Origin of the sequence: Anaerostipes sp. PC18, from assembly GCF_039789045.1 — a bacterium.
GTDB classification, from domain to species: domain Bacteria; phylum Bacillota; class Clostridia; order Lachnospirales; family Lachnospiraceae; genus Anaerostipes; species Anaerostipes hominis.
In genome coordinates this window covers 876,769-897,289 of sequence record NZ_CP121164.1, presented here as the reverse complement: position 1 = coordinate 897,289, position 20,521 = coordinate 876,769, and the positions used below count along the sequence as shown (strand labels likewise).

Here is a 20,521-nt window from a genome sequence, read left to right as displayed (position 1 = left end):
AGTTTTCTGCTCCTTTATTCTTCACTCTGATCAGCCAATGCAGCCTTTATCATCAGTGCACACTCCACTCGCTTTCTCTCCAGCTTACAGCCCACTTCATAGGTACCGTTGATCGTACCGTTCAGTTTATGAGAGTTAGCACTGCATCCCCCGCTGCAGTAAAATCTGGCGAAACACTCCCTGCAGTCTTCTTTCGAGTAAACACTGGTCTTCTTAAACTCAGAGACAATATCACGGCGGGTGACTCCGTCAAACACATTTCCCACACAGAACTCATCTTCCCCCACAAACTGATGACACGGATACAGATCTCCCCACGGTGTCACCGCGAGATATTCGGTTCCCGATCCGCATCCTGAAAGGCGTTTTGCCACACAGGGTCCTCCGGTAAGGTCGATCATGAAGTGGAAGAACGTAAAGCCCTTCCCTTCTTTTTCCCGCCGGATGATTTCTTTTGCCAGAAGGTCATATTCTTCCATGATTTTTGGAAGATCGGCTTCTTTGATCGTGTACCGCTCCTCTTCGGGTCCTACCACAGGTTCCACGGAAATCTGGTCAAAACCTTCGTCTGCAAGGTGCAGCACATCTTTTGAAAAGTCCAGGTTGTCATGGGTGAAAGTACCTCTCACATAATAACTTTTTCCGTTTCGCATCTCTGCAAACTTTTTAAATTTATCAATGATCAGATCGTAGCTGCCTTTACCGTTTCTGGTAGGCCTCATCTTGTCATGAACCTCTTTCCGCCCGTCAATGCTCAGGACCACGTTGGCCATCTCACGGTTTGCAAACTCCATCACATCGTCATCCAGAAGGACGCCGTTGGTCGTCAGAGTAAAACGGAACTTTTTATTGTGTTTCTCCTCCAGAGACCTGCCGTAAGCCACCAGCTGTTTTACAACTTCAAAGTTCATCAGCGGCTCCCCGCCGAAGAAATCCACTTCCAGGTTTCTCCTGCTGCCTGAGTTTTCAACGAGGAAATTCAATGCCTGTTTTCCTACCTCCAAACTCATCATCGAACGGTCCCCGTGATATTCCCCTTCTTCAGCAAAACAGTATCTGCACGCCAAGTTACAGTCATGGGCAATGTGCAGGCAGAGTGCTTTGACCACGGTGGGGCGCCTTTTGAACTCCGTTATGTAATCCTCATACTCGTCCCTTGTAAAGAGTGCCCCTTCGCTCTCCAGACGCCTGATTTCCTCATAGACTTCCTCGATCTCCCCGGCATCGTATCCGGAAAGTTCTTTTTGTATTTCTTTCAAAGTGTGGGTGCCGTAAAGCCCAACAACGTCATAGCTCAGATCATCCACGACGTGGACTGATCCGCTCTCCACATCCAGCACCATATTATATCCGTTATTTTTGTATTGATAAACCACGCTGCTTCTTCTCCTTTATCTGTCCTTAACGAAAAGAGACGGTTCAAAAAGGAACCGCCTCTCATTCTTCTGCTCTTTCCCACCGTGGGTTATTTGCTGTGTTCGCAGCTCTGGTTTCCTACGGTGCAGGATGTCTTGCATGCTGACTGACAGGATGTCTGGCACTCACCGCATCCGCCTTTCTTTACTGTGTTCTGCAATGTTTTATTCGTTAGAGTCTTAATGTGCTTCATGCCAAGTTCCTCCTTCAATATGAATCTCTCTTATTCCCTTTTTAACTTGCCCATTATATCATATTCATTTCGGAATTACAATAAGTTCTTCAGTTCATCGTAGAGGTGATCCGGGACCTTTAAATTGCCCCGTCCCGTCCCGATCTCAATGTCCGGTTTATTGCTCCCATGAAAGTCCGAGCCTCCTGTGGCCAGCATCCCATATTTCCTGCACCATTGCCTGAGCTTCACGATCTGTCCGTGATGATGGGAAGAATGGTAGACCTCTATTCCCCCCAGGCCGTAAGAGATCAGCTCCCTGATCAGTTCCTCAAGATCCGCGTTGGAAAGATGATACTGAAACGGATGCGCCAGGACCGCAGTGCCTCCTGCATCTTTGATCAGCCTGACCGCATCCCCGGGCGCAAAATAAGGCTTTGGAATATAGTATTTGCATCCATCACCCACATATTTCTTAAATGCCTGATCTTTACTGGCACAATATCCTTCCTCGATCAGCACTCTTGCAAAATGTGCCCTGGTGATCACCGTCTCTTCGTTGCCATGCAGAAGTTTTTCGAGCGTCATCGGTATCCCGTCCTCACGGAACTTTTCAATCATGGAGAGATTTCTCTGCCTTCTACCTCTACGCAGCCCCTCCAGTGTTTCGAGGAGTTTCTGATCACAGATATCAATATTATAACCCAGTATGTGGATCTCGTGTTTTTCCGCCTCACATGAAAGCTCGATCCCCGGCATAAAATGAATATCTGTAAGTTCTCCCGAATAAAGGATTGGCGGAATTCCTCCGACTGTATCGTGATCGGTGAGTGCGAACGCATAAAGTCCCTTTTGTTTGGCTGCACGCAGCACCTCTGTCGGCTTCAGTGTTCCGTCCGAAGCATCCGAGTGCAAATGTAAGTCAATCATCGTCTGTCCTTTCTCTCTATGTGTCATAGAATGACCCCCTCCTGCATAAAATCTTACTAAAAGGAGGCATCCCATGGAAAATAAAAATATCGGTATTTCAATCTTAAAAAGCTTAATCTTTTCCTACATATTGACAGGAATTATTCTATGTATTCTGGCTTTTATTATGTATCAGACCGAAGTCAGCACAAAAGTGGCAAACCTTGGTGTAACCTTTACCTATGTGGCTGCGTCTGTATTTGCAGGGTTTATCATCGGCAAAAGGATGGGAAAGAGAAAATTCCTCTGGGGCCTGGCCGTAGGCCTTCTGTACTTTGCCGTACTCTTTCTGATCTCCCTTCTCCTGGATCAGAACCAGGCACTGATGAGCGGAGAGCGCATCACCGCAATGCTTCTGTGCGCAGCCGGAGGAACCCTGGGCGGGGCTCTGGCATAATCTTTTGCCGCCGGCAGCGGGCTCTAAGCCCCTGCCGGTATCTTCCATACTTCCTCCGCAATTCTCTTCATATTCCTGATCTTCTCCCACTGCTGTTCCTCTGTCAAAAATCTCTGTTGTTCTTCTGAGGCAAATCCGCACTGCGGGCTTAAGCAAAGCTGTGTCAGCGGAACATAGGACGATGCTTCCATAATTTTCTTTTGAATTACTTCATCCTTTTCCATCACAGGAGACCTGGTAGAAATCAATCCAAGCGCAACTTTCTGATTCTTTATGTATCTGAGCGGCCTGAAATCTCCGGCCTGCGCACTGTCATTATATTCCAGAAAAAAGCCGTCCACAAGACAATTACCGAATAACTGCTCTGCCACTGCCTCATAGCTTCCTGATATCATACAGGCAGAATGGAACTTTCCCCGGCAGATATGAAGGGTCACCGCCATATCCTCCGGTTTCACTTTCAGCACCTGGTTGATCAGCCAGACATAATGCTCTGACAGGTTCTCTGTGTCAATCCCCCTGTTCCGATAAACCTCCCTCCGTTCCCCGGAACAAAATTCTCCCCAGGAGACATCATCAAACTGAAGGTATCTGCAGCCTGCATTGTAAAAAGCCCTCAGCGCTATTTGATAACTCTTGACGATATCTTCAAACAAAACTTTTTCATTCCTGTAAAGCGGAATCGACTGGTATGACTCAGAGTGTACACAGCAGATTAAATGGAACATAGCCGGTGACGGAATCGTCATCTTAGTCGCCGTATTCCCGGCAATCGACTTTAGAAACCGAAAATGGTTTAAAAACGGATGATTGCCGAAGCTGATCCTGCTGCAGACTGCAAGCGTCTCCGGCTCTGTCTCTTCTTCCCTGAAAATGTCCGGTCTCCGTTTATATTTCTTTCTCTCGATTCCGTTCAAATACCAAAGAAAATCCAGATGCCACCATCTTCTGTGCAGTTCTCCGTCGGTAACTGCCTTAAGTCCTGCTTCTTTCTGCTTCCTGACCAGTTCCCTGACCGCCTGATTTTCAACTCTCTTTAATTTTACTGCACTCATATCACCCTGTTTATACTGTCTTTTGGCAGCTTTCAATGTCTCTGTTCGCAAAAAACTGCCAACGATATCATAATAGTAGGGAAACGATGTCCTGTCCATGATCACTCCTCCTGGATGCTTCTGATAACCAACTTCTTTTGACTCACTCCTTCTTAAAGCGCCCTCTTGGGTACAGAAAAGACGGCGCAAAAAAGCGCCGTCCCTGCATATTAATCTTCTTTTGTTCCCTGATTCGGTTTCTCAACCTGAGAAATGGCAGCACGTTCCATAGGAATACGGCAATGTTTGTCATTTCCGAATTCTACAACGATCGTTTTGTCATCTACGACATCCACGATCACACCATAGAAGCCGCTGATGGTAAGTACACTGTCCCCAACTTCCAGAGAAGCCGCTAATTCCTTCATCTGCTGGTCTTTTTTCTTCTGCGGACGGATCAGTAAGAAATACATACCTCCGAACACAATAATAAGCCACAGAATCATACTAAATTGTGATTGCATTTGTTCTTTTTCCTCCATTTAAAATAATAATATATCAAATTCAATTTCTTGAATCCTGATCACTTATTTTCCATACCAGAAAGCTTTCTCTCCTTGTACTCTCTGTATCGCCCCTGTTCAATGGCCTCCCGAATCTCTTCCATCATTGTATTATAAAAATATAAGTTATGCAAGACACACAGTCTCATACCAAGCATTTCTTTTGCCTTGAGCAGATGTCTGATATAAGCCCTGCTGAAGCTTCTGCACGCCGGACACTGGCATCCTTCTTCTATAGGCCTGTGATCCAGCTCATATTTTTTATTGAACAGGTTCATCTTGCCGTGGTTGGTATAGACATGTCCATGCCTGCCGTTTCTTGTCGGGTAAACGCAGTCAAAAAAGTCTACTCCCCGGTCTACCGCTTCCAAAATATTGGCGGGAGTGCCCACTCCCATCAGATAAGTAGGTTTTGCTTCTGGAAGATACGGGACGGTTTCATCCAGAATACGGTACATCTCCGCGTGGGATTCCCCTACCGCCAGGCCTCCCAGGGCATAGCCGTCAAGGTCAAGCCTGGAAATCTCTTTTGCATGAGAGATACGGATGTCTTCATAGGTTCCGCCCTGATTGATTCCAAACAGCATCTGATGCGGATTCACCGTATCCGGCAGACGGTTCAGACGATCCAGCTCTTTTTTACAGCGGTGCAGCCATCTGGTCGTGCGGTCCACAGAATCCTGCATGTATTTTCTCTCCGCTGGATGGGGCGGACACTCGTCGAAGGCCATAGCGATAGTAGATCCCAGATTAGACTGGATCTGCATACTCTCCTCGGGTCCCATAAAAATCTTCCGTCCATCGATATGGGAAGAAAAAGAAACACCTTCCTCCTTTATCTTACGCAGCTTGGCCAGGGAAAAGACCTGAAATCCCCCTGAATCTGTAAGGATCGGGCGGTCCCAGTTCATAAACTTATGAAGGCCCCCGAATTCCTTGATCAGCCGATCCCCCGGTCTTACATGGAGATGATAGGTATTGGAAAGTTCCACCTGTGTTCTGATCTCTTTTAAATCATCTGTGCTCACTGCCCCCTTGATCGCAGCCACTGTCCCCACATTCATAAAAACCGGGGTTTCTATCGTCCCATGAACGGTCGTAAACCGTCCTCTTTTTGCTCTTCCGTCTTTTTTTATTAACTGATACATATATTCACCATTGTCCGTATATTTTTTTTACAGAGTCCATGCTGGCACTCAGATTCATAAGCAGCCCGTCTGCAATCGTGACCGCTGCCATGGATTCGACCACTACCACAGCTCTTGGAACAATCATCGGATCATGTCTTCCCCCGATGGAAAGGTCGATATCTGCTCCGTTTTTTCCTGCCGTAGGCTGGACCTTTGCGATAGACGGAGTCGGCTTGACTGCCGCCCGGAACACGACCGGGCTGCCGTCACTGATTCCTCCCAGCACTCCTCCTGAGTGATTTGACTTTTTTACAATTCTGCCTTCCCGATACTCATAAGCGTCATTATTCTGGGATCCGCTGGATGAGGCCGCCGCAAAGCCGTCACCGATCTCAAATCCCTTTACGGCACCGATCGAAAGCACTGCTTTGGCCAGATTGGCATCCAGCTTTTCAAACACCGGATCACCGATCCCGGGCTTTAACCCTTGAACGGTACACTCGATAATACCGCCCATAGAATCCTGTTCTCTCATCATGTGGTCCGCATATTCCTGCACTTTCAATGCTGCTTCTCTGTCGGGCATATAAAACGGGTTCCGGAAGATCTCTTCTATATCAAATCGTTTCTCGTCTGCCGTGATGCCGCCGATCTCTTTTGCGTATGCCGTTACCGTAATGCCAAGTTCCTTTAAGAGCTTGACGGCCACTGCCCCGGCAGCCACACGCCCGATGGTCTCTCTTCCGGAAGACCTTCCTCCGCCTCTGTAATCCCTGATTCCATATTTGGCATCATAAGTATAATCCGCATGCCCGGGCCGGTAAACATCTTTGATCTGACTGTAGTCTCTGGATCTCTGGTCCTTGTTATAGACAGCCATGGAAATGGGAGTTCCGGTAGTTTTTCCTTCGAAAACTCCGGACAGGATCTCTGCCTGATCGTCCTCTTTCCGGGGCGTCGTATATTTTGACTGTCCCGGTTTTCTGCGGTTTAAGTACTGCTGAATATCTTCCTTTGAAATAGAAAGTCCGGCCGGGCATCCATCTACGACGACTCCAAGCCCCTCTCCATGGGTCTCTCCCCACGTTGTAATTTTGAATAATGTGCCAATGCTTGAACCTGCCATCTTTTGATTCCTCTCTGAATTATAACTTAAGATTTGCCAGTAAGTCTCCGAGGCTGGTCTGTGCCTTTTCCTCTTCCTTATATTCAATTCCGGTCTCAACTTTTTCCGCCTCTCTGGATTCCTCCAGTACCTTCATGCTGAGACTGATCTTGTTGTCGGCGATTTTTAAAACCTTTACTTTGACCTTTTGTCCTTCTTCTACCATTTCTTTCGGGCTTTTAATTCTTTTTTCGCTGAACTGTGATATATGGATCAAACCGCTAAGTCCATCGCCAAGATCCACAAACGCTCCGTACGGCATGATATTTTCTACAGTACCTTCCAGCACCATGCCCGGACGCATCATGGCCATCTTGTGGTTAAGCTCCTCCTGAGCCTTTGCCTTTTCCACTTCTTTGGCTGAGAGTACAAGTTTATTCCTGCTTTCATCTACGTTAATGATCTTGGCTTCCACTTCTTTTTTGAGCCATGTGTTCAGGTCTTCCACATAATTTAAGGAAAGCTGGGAAGCCGGGATAAACCCGCGGATTCCTTCTACGTAAACGATCACACCTCCGTTGACGACTCCGCCCACAGTGAGACTGAGAACTGCTTCTTCATCCATCAGTTTCTGAAGGCGGTCCCAGGCGAGAACCTGATTGGCCTCTCTCTTGGACAACAGGATATTTCCCTCTCCGTCATCCACGGAAATTACTTTTGCTTTTAGCCTGTCGCCTTCACGGAGTGCTTCTGTCAATGTGATATTCGGATCATCGCTGTATTCAGAAGCTTTCAGAATACCCTGAGCATAATATTTTAAATCGATAACTGCCTCTTCGTCGCTGACGCTCAATACATCCCCCTCAACTATATCTCCCTCATCCATCTTACGGAAGGATGCTTCCAATTCATTCTCATACTGTTCCATTGTTTCTTTCATTTCTTCTGCCATTTTTAAATCTCCTTTCACGAAACCTCTGCATTAAGCCTCATTATAACACAGAATAAAGAAGATTTTAACTTGTTTCTTATGATTTTCGGCTTCGGAAAAAGAAAAACATGAGATAAAGTGCCGTAAGGAAATAGATCCCGGAAATCAGAAACCCGAATGGACGTTTTGAATGTTTTCTCTGTTTCGTACTGATTTTAAACTCCACCGTTCTGCCGGACTTAAGCCCCGACCTTCCCACGGCCTCAGCCTTTAGCCTGTGATTTCCGTCTGTGCCGCACCGGATCACCGTCTGTCCGTCTGAAAACTTTATCTTCCTGCCGTCCATCCATAAACCCGTTATCCGGTCCTGATCATCCTGAACTTTTACCTGGATTTGCTTTTTCTCCCGATAAGTGATTCCGTGTCTGACCCCGGATATGAGGATCACAGGAGGTTCCGCATCATAGTGAAGATTCAATGGCTTTTTCAGTGTACTGACATGGCCGGTTATATCTTTCATCTTCACTTTTATCTGGTTTGACCCATTCTTTAAATACTTATTGCTTATATAGACATAATCTCCCTTTCTCTCATAGGGTACGGTCCGGCCATTCACAACAAATTCTGTCACATAAGAAGGCACTACATTTTTCATCCGAAATCCGAATGATCCCTGATCCTTCATTGAACTGCTTTGGTGTACGGTATTCCCGTCCGGTATGATCTGTGTTCCCTTACAGCTGACAGTAAAAAAAACTTTTTCTGATGCCGTATTTCCGGCACTGTCTCTGGCCCGGGCTTCGGCACAATAGTATCCGTCTTCTGACAGCATCGGGTACGCCGCTTTCCTGTTTTCTCCTGGCTTTACGTTCTCTCTCTTTAACAATTTACCGTTTAAGTATAAAGAAACCTCCGTAGGAGTATCGTCCATACAGCTCACCTTGGCCTCTGGCGCAAAATTATAGATTCCAAGAGAACTGATCCCCGTGATTTTAAGCTGTGGTTTTGTTTTATCTATGAAAAAATGCCCGGCAGAAGCCTCTGCGGAATTTCCGGCCTGATCCTGACATGAGACTGACAGCTTTTGCTCCCCTTCTTTTTCAAAATATATATCTGCTTTCAGCACCCCTTCTTTTGCTGTTTGATTCACAACTTTCCCCGTAGTCTGCCACCGTATGCTCTCTGCATCCAGATAGGAATCTTTTATGGTCACTTTGAGTTTGCAGCCATCCTTCTCATATAGATTCACCGTTTTTCCTTCCAGGCTGATCCGGGGCTTACTGCCGTCTATATAAATATTCTTTTTCCATTCTTTCTTTGAGATATTTCCTGCCTCATCCTTCTGAACCACTCGGATCTGGTATTTCCCTTCTTCAGAAAGCAAAAGACTGTTTTCTTCAATAGTTTTTTTCCTCCCCGTATCCAAATTCTTTGCTGTGATAAAGGTTTTTAGTCTGGGACCCTTTTTCTGCCTTTTCTCTGCACGGATCCTCACCTCTTTTTTGTGCCACTCTCCATCCGCGGAGCCGGGGCAGTTTACCTTTGGTTTTCCGGGCTGTTTATCCCAGAACTTCACAAAGACATCGGCAGCGGCACTCCGGTTCCCTGCTTTGGAAACCGCGCGCACTTTGTATCTGTGTATCCCGTTTGTCTTAACTGTGATACTGTCTCCCTCAGCTTCTTTCCACTCTCCCTGTTCTGATTCCAGGTATTCAAAGCCGGATCGTCCTGAAAAAGAGCTTCCCTGAGACAAATTTATATGCACAGGGCGGTTTGTCCATGTGCCCTGCATATAGGAACCCGTATCCGCCTCCGGCTCCTCCGGTTTTGTTGTTTCCAGACAAAATTCCTGAAGCATACTGGATTCACCATCATATTCCACACTGACTCTGTACCAGCCCTCCCTCTGAAAGATAACCCTGCCTTCTTTGTCTGACAGCCAAGTTATATTTCCTGCATCCCACTTTTCTTTACCATCGTTCCCTTCGGCGCGGCAGATTACTTTGTCCCTGTCTGCTCCTTCCTTCAGCAGAGTAATTTTTAGTTCCCGCTCCTTTGCTGTATAAGTTTCCTGCTCTCCATCCGCAAACTCCGCCCTCAAAGAAGGTTCCTCTTTCTCACCGCCAAAAACCGTGCATCCCGCCGCAGCAAACACGATCATAAAAACTCCTGCTATCTTTTTTCGATTCAGCATCTAATTATTTTCCTCCCCCAAAACAGCTCCGAGTTTATGAAGTTCCGTATCCCCTCCTGCACCGAGGCCCTTTGCCCTGCGGTACATATTCTGTGCCATATCCCTCTTTCCTGCTTCCGCCAAATAAAAACCATATGCTATATATCCCTCAGGCCATCCCGAATACTGTCTGATGACTGCCCGGTACACTTCCTCTGCACTCTTTTTTCTCCCATACCCGGCGAACAGTCTGGCTTTTTTCAGCTGCATCTCTGCCTTTTCCTTTTCCTGCTCCAGCATATCTGTGTACCGGTCTGCGGCCTCTATCCATGCCTCAAGGCCGCGGCTGTCTATCATGCGCTCATAATATGCCGCTTTTTCGCGCAGTGCAGTCCTCCTTTCATCACTGTTCTCAGACAATTTTTCCATGAGATCTGCCAGTTCCTCCTGCTTTTTTTCAACATCCCCGAACTTCTTCAGCTCCTGCTCTTTTTGTCGGCAGATCTGAAATAAAAGATATGTCTGCCGGAAATCTTCTGTCTTTTTCCCGCACCGGTCCAGAATTTCCCACAGCCTGTCTCCCTGATAGCTCTTTCCTGATAAAATCCCCGCGAGTTCTGTATAATCTTTTTCGATATCTGAAGGATGCTCCTGCATCGCCAGATACCGGTATGCCAAAATCGGGTCCGGTGGGAATCCTTCCTTTCCCTCTTTTCCCTGAAGATATAAAAGACCCATCCTGTATAAAAGAGCTTCCTTCCCCACGGCATCAAAGTCTTTAGACTCCACATATTCTGCCAGAACTGTAAGGCCTTCTTTTTCCCTTCCGGCAGACTGATAATATTTCAGCAGTCTCTCATATGCCGGTGCCTGACCCGGGCCCCGATCGATCGCCAGCTCATAATACCGGACTGCTTTCATCGAAAACCTGCTCCCTGCCTTTGACCGTTCTTCTTCGGCTTTGGATAACAGCTCAGCATATGCAGACTGCTCTTGCCCGTCTCCAGTCTTCCAGCAAGTTCCCGCCGCAAGAATCAAAAAAACTGCTGCTCCGGTCCGGATAGCGGCCCGCTTTCTTAAAGCTCTCTTAAGCCCGCGTCTCACTTCTGATACCGTCAGATAACGGTCTTTCTTATCCTTTTGCAGGCACTTGTTCAGCACCTTTGAAAATCCCCTGGAAAACCCATAGTTTTTATCATCTTCCCATGGTTTCTTACCAGGGTGGTGTCCTGTGGCCATGTGATATAAGGTCATGCCAAAACTGTAAATATCACTCTGTTCATCTGCATATCCGAGTCCATCCATCTGCTCCGGTGCAGCATATCCGCAGGTCCCCAGCTTTTGATTCCCATCCTTCCCCAGAATTGCCGTGCCATAGTCGATCAGAAAGAGCCTGCCTCTCTTCGTGATTATCAGATTGGACGGTTTAATATCGCAGTGGATCACCGGCGGAGATCTCCTATGAAGATAGTCTAAAATATCCAGCAGCTGTATGCCCCATACAGCTGTCCGGCGTTCGGGGATCTTCTCATGAATCCTGATATACTCTTTCACTGAGATGCCCGGAATATATTCCATAAAAAGATCTAAGTGTCCGTCTTCCGATCTCCGTCCAAGATACTCCGGTATCCCCGGATGACATAATGACTCCAGTATCCGCGCTTCCCTGATTCCTTCCAAGAGCTGGCTTTCAAACCTTTTAACCGCTGTGTAGCTTGATTTCTCTTCATCCCAGGCTAAATAGATCTCTCCCTGTCCTCCCCTGCCCAACCGCTTTAAAAGTATACAGTTTCCTGTACAGTCTCTGTCCATGTCAGGAAACTTTTACGACAATGCATGATAAGTTGTCCAATTCCCCTCTTTCTTTTACTTTATCAAAACATTTTCTCACCCATCGTCTCATCTCGTCTTTGGAAGCTTCCACTTCGTAAATCTCCTCCTCCCTGAGCATACCGTAGAACCCGTCTGTGCAGAGCAGAAATTCCATCCCCGGTTTAAGTTTCCCATTGTAACAGTCAATGGTGATCTCCTTTGTAACACCAATGCACTGCATCAGAATATGTTTTCTGGCATCGGTCTTCGCTTCCTCTATGGTCAGCAGTCCGCGGCTGACTTCTTCCTGGACCAGGGTATGATCCCTGGTGACATACTTCTGGTCCCGGTCAAACCAATAGGCTCTGGAGTCACCGATGTTCAGTACAAAAAACCGGCGGTCTGCCGCAAAAAGAAGCGTCAGGGTGCTCCCCATCGTGTCCCCGTATTCTTGGCTCAAAAGGATCAGCCGGTGGTTGATCTTCTTGATGGCAGCCACCAGTTCCTTTTGAATCCTCATGATCTTCATCTTTTGTTTGAGGAGGACCGGGAGTGTGTGGGCAAACCACCGGTCCAGCGAACCTACAATGTATCCGCTTGCGATCTCTCCCCTGCTGAGTCCTCCCATGCCGTCGCACATAACCGCCATCAATATCTGCTGTCCGCAGATCTCTTCTTCTTTCAGGAGATAAGAGTCCTGATTGGAATCCCGGCCATTGCCCATATCTGTCATATCTACAATTTGAAACATAATGTAAATCCTCCTTTTATTTCCATTTATTGATCTCATTATACAATTATTTCCAGTCACAGTCAATTTATTTTTAAAAATTAATTGACTTTTTTTCCAGTCTATTATACCATTGTACTAGATACTTAATACAAGAAAGCGAGGTTTATTATGGCATGGGAATTATCCGATGACCGGCCGATTTATCTTCAGCTGATGGAACATATTCAAGGCGATATCCTTTCCGGTGTCTATCCTCTCGGAGGAAAGCTGCCTTCCGTCCGGGATCTGGCCGCCTGTGCTTCTGTGAATCCGAATACAATGCAGAAAGCACTGTCCGAACTGGAGCGCAGCGGCCTGCTCTATTCCCAGAGGACCAGCGGACGCTTTGTCACCGAAGATGAGCAGCTGATTCAGTCACTGCAGGCTTCAATTGCCGAAAAGGAAATTGCAGAGTTCCTGAAGAAGATGGAACGATTTGGTCTGAAAAAAGAAGACATTATCAAACTAATAAGATAGCAATGAGAGGTATCTATATGAACTATATTCTTGAATGTAATAATCTTTCTAAGGTTTACTCAGGTTTTTTAGCCTTAGACAGACTCAACTTAAAAATTCCCTCCGGACGTATCATCGGTCTTTTAGGCCCTAATGGAAGCGGCAAGAGCACACTGATCAAACTGATCAACGGCCTGCTGACGGCAACAGAGGGAGATATCCTGTTTGACAGCCAGCCCCTCGGCATCCATTCCCGGGAGCACATTTCCTATCTTCCGGACCGGATGTATCTGCCGGAGTGGATGAAAATCCATGAAGTATTTACTTACTTTGATGATTTTTATAAAGACTTTAACAAAGAAAAGGCGCTCTATATGCTGAAGGATCTTGGAATTGACGAGAATAAGCGCCTGAAAACACTGTCTAAGGGAACAAAAGAAAAAGTACAGCTCATCTTAGTCATGAGCCGGAATGCAAAATTATATCTTCTGGATGAGCCGATCGCCGGTGTAGATCCCGCTGCCCGTGATTATATTTTAAAAACGATTATTTCAAACTACAATCCGGATGCCAGCCTGATCATTTCCACCCATCTGATCAGTGACATCGAAACCGTCCTGGACGACGTCCTGTTTTTACAGAACGGAAAGATCACTCTGTCTGCAACCGTCGACCAGATCCGGGAGGAGAAACAAAAATCTGTGGACCAGTTATTCAGGGAGGTATTCAAATGCTAGGAAAACTACTGAAATATGAATTGAAAGCCACCGCCCGGTATTTTGTGCCTCTGCTCGCAACATTCGGCGGGATCACACTGTTATTCAAACTGTTTATGATGATGATCGGATTCGGCAATGATCCGCTGCGCATGACTCTCAGCATTTTTATTGTGACCATCTATGTAGTGGCCGTGATCGCTCTGTACCTCATGTGCTTTATTATCTCTTTTTACCGGTTTTATAAGAACTTTTATACCGATGAAGGATACTTAAGCTTTACGCTTCCTGTTTCCATCAACCTTCAGATCCTGAACAAACTTCTGATCAGTATCTTCTGGTTTGTTATCTCCTCCGTCGCATTCATGTTCTCTATTTTTATTTTCCTGGCAGGTACGCCATACTGGACCGATTTCTGTCATGTGCTGTCCCTTTCATTCCAGGAATTTAACAAGATTGACCCAGGAATCAGATTTTTATTTATCACTGAGACTTTGTCTTCATTGATATTGAGTGCCATATCATCACCGCTGTTCGTATACCTCTGTATTACCATCGGAGGTCTTTTACCGAACCACCGCCTGGCGGCATCCATAGGAACTTATTTCCTTGCAACTGCGGCACTTTCACTTGTGACCAACATCTTCTCGTCCATCTTCCCGAACTTTATGAATTTTACTGGACTTGAGAAATTCTGCTACTATCTGCTGCCTATGATGATCATCGGCAGCATCATAGAGATTATCGTCTCCTTCTTCCTGACAAGATATCTCATGGAAAGAAAAACAAATCTCTGATCACACAACACTAAAAAGCCGGCAGGATAAAATTTCCTGCCGGCTTTTATATTTTACTAATCTCAATCTTACGATTCTTCTTCTCTGACCATCTCAAGGTCCGCTTCCATGACTTTGATATCTCCCCGGATCTTTTCGATCAGATTAAACAGATCAATATATTCCGCTTCCGGATAATCCATATGAGACTCAAAATACTGCCGTCCAACCTGCTCATACAAATCATTTAATTCACGCTTCGCAACGCGGATATCATTTTTAATCTTTGCCGTATCTGCTACTTCCCTTGCCTTTTTCGCCGCTGCCTTCCCAGTAGTCGTTATGGTCTGCTCGATCTTATCAAATAAATCCTTTGGCATAATCACCGTCTCCTCACATACTTTTTCTTAAATTATACCTTAACACGCGAAGCGTGTCCACCCGTAGGGTATAAAATACGGGATGCCCTGTGGGTATACCTTAACACGCGATGCGTGTCCGCCCTCAGGGTATGGCATTTTTATCTCTGAGGCATCTTAAAGCCTTCCAATGCTCTGTTCAGATAATCATTAAACGGTTTCATTTTATGAAAAATGTCTGCAGCTCTGTCCAGAAATTGTTCCCCATCCAGGAGTTCCTCGTCTTTTATGAAATATTCCAGATACCAGCTTTTATTCTTCAGATATTTAGCCTGTAGATGATCCTCATCGTAGCCTGCCGGCACATTTTTCAGTGCCGTGCCCTTTACAGCAAAATAGCTCTTAAACTCTTCAGACCCGATGATTTGTTCCCACTCCGCAGGATGTTTTGAAAGATAGTCCCGCACCATCCTTGTAGCGTCTTTAAACATATCCGCAAATAAACCTCCGCCTAAAAAAGACTGATCACCCGGCCGGATCATGATATAATATCCAACGGGAACCGGCAGTTTGCCTTTTGATGAAATGTGAGCGCGGAAACAGGGATTATACGGAGACTTATCACGGCTGAACCTGGTGTCCCTCACCAGTTGCATTGGCCTGCTGATACTCTTCCTTGTGCGCATGATACCACTCCCGGTTATTATTTCGACTGAGTTCCGATAAATAATTTAAAATCAGTTCCATATTCATGTATAATCCCTCCTCACGATTCTTTCACAACAGAAAACGGAGCAGAATCCAGAAATTCCCTGATAAACTGTTTCATTTTCTCCGGTGACCCATAGGATTTACAAAAAGAAAATTTCATTGATAAATCATCAATATCTTCCATTGCATCCTTCACATGAAACAATGTCTGTTCTGAAATTTTATCTGCCGCCGTATAATCCAGCTTGCCCGGGTCCAGGCGGTGATTCTCGATGGCATAGTTGAGCCTGTCTCTGCATCTGCATGTCCCCCGGCCAAATTCACCGCAGTAGCAGTCAAGGAAATCTGCAACTTTGCCGCGTATTCTGGAAAGCCTCTTTCGGTATGCCTCCGGTGTCATTCCCAGGATATCACCTGCGATACGGCTGTCCAGTTTAAACATTGTTCCCAGAATAAAAATACATCTGCTCTCGCTGTCCAGACACTGCAGCAGCACATTGGTACATGACATTTTCAGTTCTTCTTCTAAAATAGAAACCTCTACATTCTGTGTAAGATCAGGGATGTCCCGGATTTGGGCATTCTCAATATCATCCCTGTAAAAATCCAGACTCAGAGGACTATTGGCAAACATGTGCTTTTTATAATCCTTCAAATGGTTTACCGCAATCCTGTAGACCCACGTAGAAAAAGCACTCTCTTTTCTAAACGATGACAAGTGGGTGATGACTTTCACTATGATGTCCTGTGACGCATCCTCTGCATCCGCAAAAGTCCCGAGCATCCTGAGGGAAAGATTGAAGATCAGGTCCTGTACGCTCATGATCACTGTTTCCAGGGATTTTTTGTCTCCGTCTACGGCTTTGCCGATGAGCAGTTCAAGTTGTTGGTTTGTTATCTTATCCATAAATTTTACCTCCTGCAGTATTAGACATCAAATATACTTTTTTGTGACAAAAAAACGGCAGAGAATTCAACTCTGCCGTTTTTAATAATTGGTATCTTAAATATTCAAGATTTTTTTCATTTCTTCTTCCATAGCTGCCGTCTCACAGACTGTATCGTGGAGGATCGGAGCCGTCCTGATCTCTTCGATGGCGCCGGGGACAGTCACGCCGGAAATTCTATGTAACTCATCCACTAATTCAAAATCAGACTTTTCATCATATTTTGGATCGATGGCATTCATTACGCTTCTGGTAAACTTATACGGGCTGGCGGTGGACGCTATGACTGTCGGTGTCTTGTCACCACTGTCTTTGATATATTTGTCATATGCCACGGATGCTACTGCCGTATGGGTATCCAGTACATAATGTTCTGCCTCATAGATCTGTCTGATCTTCTCCATAGTCTCTTCTTCTGTGGCATAAGCCCCGAAGAACTCTGAGAGCTGGTCTCTCATCTCCTGTGTGATCTCATATGCGCCGTCTTCTGTCAGAGCATTCATAAATTTCGCACACTGTTCGGCATCATTTCCAGCAATTCTGTAAATCAAACGCTCCAGATTGCTGGAAATCAAAATGTCCATGGAAGGAGATGATGTCACAACAAACTCACGCTTTCTGTCATATTCTCCAGTCCGGAAGAAATCAAACAAAACTTTATTTTCATTGGACGCACAGACAAACTTTCCGATCGGAATTCCCATCTGTTTTGCATAAAACGCTGCCAAGATATTTCCAAAGTTACCCGTAGGGACTACGACGTTCATCGGATCTCCTGCTTTTACTGCACCTTTTTTCACCAGATCCGCATAGGCTTTTACGTAATATACGATCTGAGGAACCAGACGTCCGATGTTAATTGAGTTTGCAGATGAAAACTGATACCCGTTCCCGTCCATCACTGCTGCCAGTTCCCTGTTGGAGAACATCTTTTTCACGCCGGTCTGGGCATCGTCAAAGTTACCTTTGATGCCGATAACGTAAGTATTTTCACCCTTCTGGGTCAGCATCTGCTTTTCCTGGATCGGGCTGACCCCGGATTTCGGATAAAAGACAATGATCTTCGTTCCCGGCACGTCTGCAAAACCGGCCAGAGCAGCTTTGCCGGTGTCTCCGGAAGTGGCTGTCAGGATCACGATCTCATTTTTCACATGATTCTTTTTTGCGGAAGTAACTAAAAGATGAGGGAGGATGGAGAGAGCCATATCCTTGAATGCGATGGTGGAGCCGTGGAACAGCTCAAGATAATATACATCCCCTGCTTTCACTATCGGAGCGATCTCCTCTGTGTCAAACTTGTCATCATAAGCATTGGCAATACAGGTCTTTAACTCTTCCTCTGTAAAATCTGTGAGAAACTCCTTCATAACCGCATACGCAATTTCCTGATAGGTCATCTCTGTCAGGTCTTCTACGGAAACCTGGAGCTTCGGAATAGAATCCGGCACAAAAAGTCCTCCGTCATCCGTCAGTCCCTTAAGGATCGCTTCAGAAGCAGATGCCGTCTCTTCCCTGTTTCTTGTACTACGATAAACTAAATTCATAATTACCCGCCTTTTCCCTTGTTTATAATCTGTAAGGCCATAAATGAGACCTATTTTTTCTTTGGCTATGATTATAGCATACTTGTGAATTGCGGTCTAGCACGAAATACTGTACATTCTACCGTTTTTTGTACTGCTCATCCCTGCGAACTGCCTACTCTTCCATGACATAAGCAAGCATCAGTTTCACTCCGCTTACCAGTGCCTTTTCATCCATGTCAAATCTGCCGTGGTGATTGGGAAACTGATCTTTACCTCCTCCCACAAATGCAAAGGCTCCCGGAATCGTCTTTAAATAGTTGGAATAATCTTCTCCGAGCATCATCGGAGGCACATGCACAAAGTCCTTCTCGGAAAAAATCTTTCCTGCTCCCCGCATGGCTCTCTCCACCGTCGATTCCCCGTTGATCAGAGGCGGATGACTGGACGGCGGATAATCTACGGCCGCTTCTCCTCCCAGCTGACCGGCTGTTCCCACGGCGATTTCGATGACCCGTTCCTTCACCATTTTTTCAGTCTCCTCCGAAAATGTCCGGACCGTTCCCTCGATTCCGGCAGAGCCGGATATGACATTTCTGGCTGTACCTGAGGTCATCTTTCCCACAGTAACTACAGCTGAGTCCAGAGGATCGGTATTTCTGCTCACGATCGTCTGAAGGTTCATGACCGTGGCGGCAGCGATCACCGATGCGTCCGTACAAAGATGAGGTTTTCCGGCATGACCGGATTTCCCTCTGATGTCTATAGAAAACCAGTCCGTAGCAGCCATTCTCGGCCCTGCCTCCAGAGAAATCTTCCCGGCTTCGATCCCGGAAAAAATATGGAGGCCGAAAATTTCTTTTACACCTTCTAATAGCCCTGACTCCAGGACCAGTTTTGCCCCCTGGGCAGTCTCCTCCGCCGGCTGAAAAACAAGAAATACTTTTTTTGATAATTCCTTTTCATACTTTTTCAGAATACCGGCTGCGCCCAAAAGAATGGCTGCATGCCCGTCATGTCCGCAGGCATGCATATATCCCTGATGTTCTGACGCAAAAGAACACCCTGTCTCCTCTTTTACTTTTAATGCATCAATATCGGCCCTTAGGGCAGCCGCTCCCCTGCCCTTCCCGATCTCCGCCACAATACCTGTGGGATGCAACGGTGTATAGGATATCCCCATGGCATCCAGCTGCCGCTTGATATAGGCTGTAGTCTTATATTCTTCAAAGGCCGTCTCCGGACATCGGTGAAGATCCTGCCTGTACTTTACGATCCTCTCCCTGGCCTGGTTTACTTCCTGAATGATATCCATTTTCTGCCCTTACCTCTTTCCAAAAACATTTTTGATCAGGTAGATAAGAAGAAGGATCATAATGATCGGTCCGATAAAGCGGAGCGCTACGGCGAACACGCTTCCAATCAGTATGATGACAATGATCACCGCTGCCAGACACCCAATCTTCGTCAGAAAAGAATCAAACACAAAAACTTTCGGAGAACCTTCCTCTTCATTCACCTGTTCTTCATAGGTATCTTCATAATAGATCTGCTCCCCGCCCTTTGTCTCGATGATGGATTTTGCGATAAGTCTTGGGCTGCCTAGTTCTTCCAAGATCTCCTGCTCACTCCTTCCATCTGCCTCCTGGCGGCTGAAATAATCTCTGTAATAGGAAATGGAATCCTCAATTTCACTCATCGGCACCTGTCCCTCCAGCGCTTCCCGGAGTTCCTTTAAAAACTCATATTTCGTCATCGTATGTCTCCTTTAGCTTCTTTCTCTTTCTGAATTTCAATAAAGGACCTCTGCCTCACTGAGAACACAGAAACGGCCGTCTTTTAATTCTGCCGTACTTATGGAACAATTCTTCAGCTTCGGCCCCTTCCAAAAGTCTCTCACATCTCTTTTATACATGTTTGTCAGCATTCCGTGAATAAACGCTCCGTGCGTAAATAAGATCACACTTTCTGCTTCCTTTTCCATCGGAAGAATAAATTCCTCCAGAAATATTTTCGACCGCTCTACGACCTGAGCCGGGGTTTCCGCGCCCTCGATCAGTGTCATCTTGTGCGGACGGTCAAAAAAGTCCAGAATAGGTTCTTTTTTTTCGTATAATTCATTCAGGTCAGCCCCTTCATACGGTCCGAAATTGGCCTCTTTCAGGCGTTCGTCTTCGATCAGCGGAATATCTCTTCCTGCAAGTACGATCTCCCCCGTTTCCCTGGCCCTGCTGAGCGGACTCGTATAGGCTGCGTCGAATCTGAAATCTTTCAGAGCCTTACTCGTGAGCCTGGCCGCCTCTCTGCCGGCCTCATTCAGATCAATGTCCGACTGTCCCTGAATCCTGCGTATTTTATTCCATGAAGTTTCTCCATGCCTCATCATGTATAATTTCAATAAGATTCCTCCTCACCTTAATTTTAATATTATATCCGTCAAAAACTATTTTAACGTATTTACCGGCTTTGCACCATAGCCTTTTCAGGACTTTTACAGCCTTACGCTGTGAGAATCATCTTCAGACATATATAGATTACAATAAATTCTTAAAAAACTAT

21 protein-coding genes and 1 pseudogene are annotated in these 20,521 nt (G+C 46.0%); 4 read left to right on the top strand and 18 right to left on the bottom strand.

From position 1 onward, the window contains the following. Positions 1-14 precede the first annotated feature (14 nt). From scfB to P8F77_RS04965, 3 genes are all read right to left on the bottom strand, one after another. The gene (scfB, locus tag P8F77_RS04975) at positions 15-1,376 is read right to left on the bottom strand and encodes a thioether cross-link-forming SCIFF peptide maturase (RefSeq protein WP_024728311.1); all 1,362 of its coding nucleotides are present in this window, start codon (positions 1,374-1,376) and stop codon (positions 15-17) included. Between the two features lie 89 nt (positions 1,377-1,465). After that, entirely contained in the window at positions 1,466-1,609 is a 144-nt protein-coding gene (scfA, locus tag P8F77_RS04970) for a six-cysteine ranthipeptide SCIFF (RefSeq protein WP_006566408.1), read from the bottom strand. 75 nt (positions 1,610-1,684) lie between these two features. Continuing rightward, entirely contained in the window at positions 1,685-2,545 is an 861-nt protein-coding gene (locus P8F77_RS04965; RefSeq protein ID WP_235824527.1) for a PHP domain-containing protein, read from the bottom strand. Between the two features lie 46 nt (positions 2,546-2,591). On the opposite strand from P8F77_RS04965, the gene P8F77_RS04960 reads away from it, so the two are divergent. Then, entirely contained in the window at positions 2,592-2,954 is a 363-nt protein-coding gene (locus P8F77_RS04960; protein WP_006566410.1) for a TIGR04086 family membrane protein, read from the top strand. Between the two features lie 23 nt (positions 2,955-2,977). Here P8F77_RS04960 and P8F77_RS04955 read toward each other — a convergent pair whose 3' ends face one another. The 8 genes from P8F77_RS04955 to P8F77_RS04920 form a co-directional block, all read right to left on the bottom strand. Further along, complete coding sequence (locus P8F77_RS04955; RefSeq protein ID WP_287517551.1) at positions 2,978-4,108, bottom strand: 5-methyltetrahydropteroyltriglutamate--homocysteine S-methyltransferase; 1,131 nt, start codon at positions 4,106-4,108, stop codon at positions 2,978-2,980. A gap of 110 nt (positions 4,109-4,218) precedes the next feature. After that, on the bottom strand, positions 4,219-4,494 hold the full coding sequence (gene yajC / locus P8F77_RS04950; protein WP_347256393.1) for a preprotein translocase subunit YajC: 276 nt from the start codon (positions 4,492-4,494) through the stop codon (positions 4,219-4,221). Between the two features lie 77 nt (positions 4,495-4,571). Further along, positions 4,572-5,699: a tRNA guanosine(34) transglycosylase Tgt gene (gene tgt / locus P8F77_RS04945; protein ID WP_024728315.1), complete on the bottom strand. Its 1,128-nt coding sequence runs from the start codon at positions 5,697-5,699 to the stop codon at positions 4,572-4,574. 4 nt (positions 5,700-5,703) lie between these two features. Then, on the bottom strand, positions 5,704-6,807 hold the full coding sequence (aroC, locus tag P8F77_RS04940; RefSeq protein WP_024728316.1) for a chorismate synthase: 1,104 nt from the start codon (positions 6,805-6,807) through the stop codon (positions 5,704-5,706). Between the two features lie 19 nt (positions 6,808-6,826). Continuing rightward, positions 6,827-7,756: a S1 RNA-binding domain-containing protein gene (locus tag P8F77_RS04935; RefSeq protein ID WP_034549782.1), complete on the bottom strand. Its 930-nt coding sequence runs from the start codon at positions 7,754-7,756 to the stop codon at positions 6,827-6,829. 58 nt (positions 7,757-7,814) lie between these two features. Further along, on the bottom strand, positions 7,815-9,911 hold the full coding sequence (locus P8F77_RS04930) for a hypothetical protein (protein ID WP_287517547.1): 2,097 nt from the start codon (positions 9,909-9,911) through the stop codon (positions 7,815-7,817). Further along, complete coding sequence (locus P8F77_RS04925; RefSeq protein WP_347256392.1) at positions 9,912-11,660, bottom strand: protein kinase; 1,749 nt, start codon at positions 11,658-11,660, stop codon at positions 9,912-9,914. 43 nt (positions 11,661-11,703) lie between these two features. Then, a complete protein-coding gene (locus P8F77_RS04920; protein WP_024728320.1) occupies positions 11,704-12,453 on the bottom strand; it encodes a protein phosphatase 2C domain-containing protein in 750 nt (249 codons plus the stop codon). Positions 12,454-12,603: 150 nt separating this feature from the next. On the opposite strand from P8F77_RS04920, the gene P8F77_RS04915 reads away from it, so the two are divergent. From P8F77_RS04915 to P8F77_RS04905, 3 genes are read left to right on the top strand one after another with little or no spacing between them, the layout of a single operon-like run. Beyond that, positions 12,604-12,951: a GntR family transcriptional regulator gene (locus tag P8F77_RS04915; protein ID WP_024728321.1), complete on the top strand. Its 348-nt coding sequence runs from the start codon at positions 12,604-12,606 to the stop codon at positions 12,949-12,951. Between the two features lie 17 nt (positions 12,952-12,968). After that, complete coding sequence (locus P8F77_RS04910) at positions 12,969-13,667, top strand: ABC transporter ATP-binding protein (protein ID WP_024728322.1); 699 nt, start codon at positions 12,969-12,971, stop codon at positions 13,665-13,667. Further along, positions 13,661-14,443: a hypothetical protein gene (locus tag P8F77_RS04905; protein ID WP_024728323.1), complete on the top strand. Its 783-nt coding sequence runs from the start codon at positions 13,661-13,663 to the stop codon at positions 14,441-14,443. Before P8F77_RS04910 ends, P8F77_RS04905 begins: the two co-directional genes overlap by 7 nt. Before the next feature lie 68 nt (positions 14,444-14,511). On the opposite strand, the gene P8F77_RS04900 is transcribed toward P8F77_RS04905, so the two are convergent. From P8F77_RS04900 to P8F77_RS04870, 7 genes and pseudogenes are all read right to left on the bottom strand, one after another. Further along, on the bottom strand, positions 14,512-14,802 hold the full coding sequence (locus P8F77_RS04900; RefSeq protein ID WP_006566422.1) for a hypothetical protein: 291 nt from the start codon (positions 14,800-14,802) through the stop codon (positions 14,512-14,514). 140 nt (positions 14,803-14,942) lie between these two features. Continuing rightward, positions 14,943-15,534 (bottom strand): annotated as a pseudogene (locus P8F77_RS04895) (DUF2461 domain-containing protein). A 13-nt stretch (positions 15,535-15,547) separates the two neighbouring features. Beyond that, complete coding sequence (locus P8F77_RS04890; protein ID WP_024728324.1) at positions 15,548-16,399, bottom strand: RNA polymerase sigma factor; 852 nt, start codon at positions 16,397-16,399, stop codon at positions 15,548-15,550. Between the two features lie 96 nt (positions 16,400-16,495). Next, positions 16,496-17,983 carry a threonine synthase gene (thrC, locus tag P8F77_RS04885; protein WP_024728325.1) on the bottom strand — a complete coding sequence of 496 codons (1,488 nt, stop codon included), beginning with the start codon at positions 17,981-17,983 and terminating at the stop codon, positions 16,496-16,498. A 154-nt stretch (positions 17,984-18,137) separates the two neighbouring features. Next, positions 18,138-19,277 carry an amidohydrolase gene (locus P8F77_RS04880; protein ID WP_270432825.1) on the bottom strand — a complete coding sequence of 380 codons (1,140 nt, stop codon included), beginning with the start codon at positions 19,275-19,277 and terminating at the stop codon, positions 18,138-18,140. A gap of 9 nt (positions 19,278-19,286) precedes the next feature. After that, a complete protein-coding gene (locus P8F77_RS04875) occupies positions 19,287-19,718 on the bottom strand; it encodes a DUF1700 domain-containing protein (RefSeq protein ID WP_129700491.1) in 432 nt (143 codons plus the stop codon). 36 nt (positions 19,719-19,754) lie between these two features. Further along, positions 19,755-20,360 (bottom strand): histidine phosphatase family protein, encoded by a 606-nt coding sequence (locus P8F77_RS04870; RefSeq protein ID WP_024728328.1) that lies wholly within the window; start codon positions 20,358-20,360, stop codon positions 19,755-19,757. Between the last annotated feature and the right edge of the window lie 161 nt (positions 20,361-20,521).

Coding starts and splice junctions, on each gene's coding strand:
- scfA (WP_006566408.1), bottom strand. CDS start 1,609: ATGAAGCACATTAAGACTCTAACGAATAAAACATTGCAGAACACAGTA.
- P8F77_RS04965 (WP_235824527.1), bottom strand. CDS start 2,545: ATGACACATAGAGAGAAAGGACAGACGATGATTGACTTACATTTGCAC.
- P8F77_RS04960 (WP_006566410.1), top strand. CDS start 2,592: ATGGAAAATAAAAATATCGGTATTTCAATCTTAAAAAGCTTAATCTTT.
- P8F77_RS04955 (WP_287517551.1), bottom strand. CDS start 4,108: ATGGACAGGACATCGTTTCCCTACTATTATGATATCGTTGGCAGTTTT.
- yajC (WP_347256393.1), bottom strand. CDS start 4,494: ATGATTCTGTGGCTTATTATTGTGTTCGGAGGTATGTATTTCTTACTG.
- tgt (WP_024728315.1), bottom strand. CDS start 5,699: ATGTATCAGTTAATAAAAAAAGACGGAAGAGCAAAAAGAGGACGGTTT.
- aroC (WP_024728316.1), bottom strand. CDS start 6,807: ATGGCAGGTTCAAGCATTGGCACATTATTCAAAATTACAACGTGGGGA.
- P8F77_RS04930 (WP_287517547.1), bottom strand. CDS start 9,911: ATGCTGAATCGAAAAAAGATAGCAGGAGTTTTTATGATCGTGTTTGCT.
- P8F77_RS04920 (WP_024728320.1), bottom strand. CDS start 12,453: ATGTTTCAAATTGTAGATATGACAGATATGGGCAATGGCCGGGATTCC.
- P8F77_RS04915 (WP_024728321.1), top strand. CDS start 12,604: ATGGCATGGGAATTATCCGATGACCGGCCGATTTATCTTCAGCTGATG.
- P8F77_RS04910 (WP_024728322.1), top strand. CDS start 12,969: ATGAACTATATTCTTGAATGTAATAATCTTTCTAAGGTTTACTCAGGT.
- P8F77_RS04905 (WP_024728323.1), top strand. CDS start 13,661: ATGCTAGGAAAACTACTGAAATATGAATTGAAAGCCACCGCCCGGTAT.
- P8F77_RS04900 (WP_006566422.1), bottom strand. CDS start 14,802: ATGCCAAAGGATTTATTTGATAAGATCGAGCAGACCATAACGACTACT.
- P8F77_RS04890 (WP_024728324.1), bottom strand. CDS start 16,399: ATGGATAAGATAACAAACCAACAACTTGAACTGCTCATCGGCAAAGCC.
- thrC (WP_024728325.1), bottom strand. CDS start 17,983: ATGAATTTAGTTTATCGTAGTACAAGAAACAGGGAAGAGACGGCATCT.
- P8F77_RS04880 (WP_270432825.1), bottom strand. CDS start 19,277: ATGGATATCATTCAGGAAGTAAACCAGGCCAGGGAGAGGATCGTAAAG.
- P8F77_RS04875 (WP_129700491.1), bottom strand. CDS start 19,718: ATGACGAAATATGAGTTTTTAAAGGAACTCCGGGAAGCGCTGGAGGGA.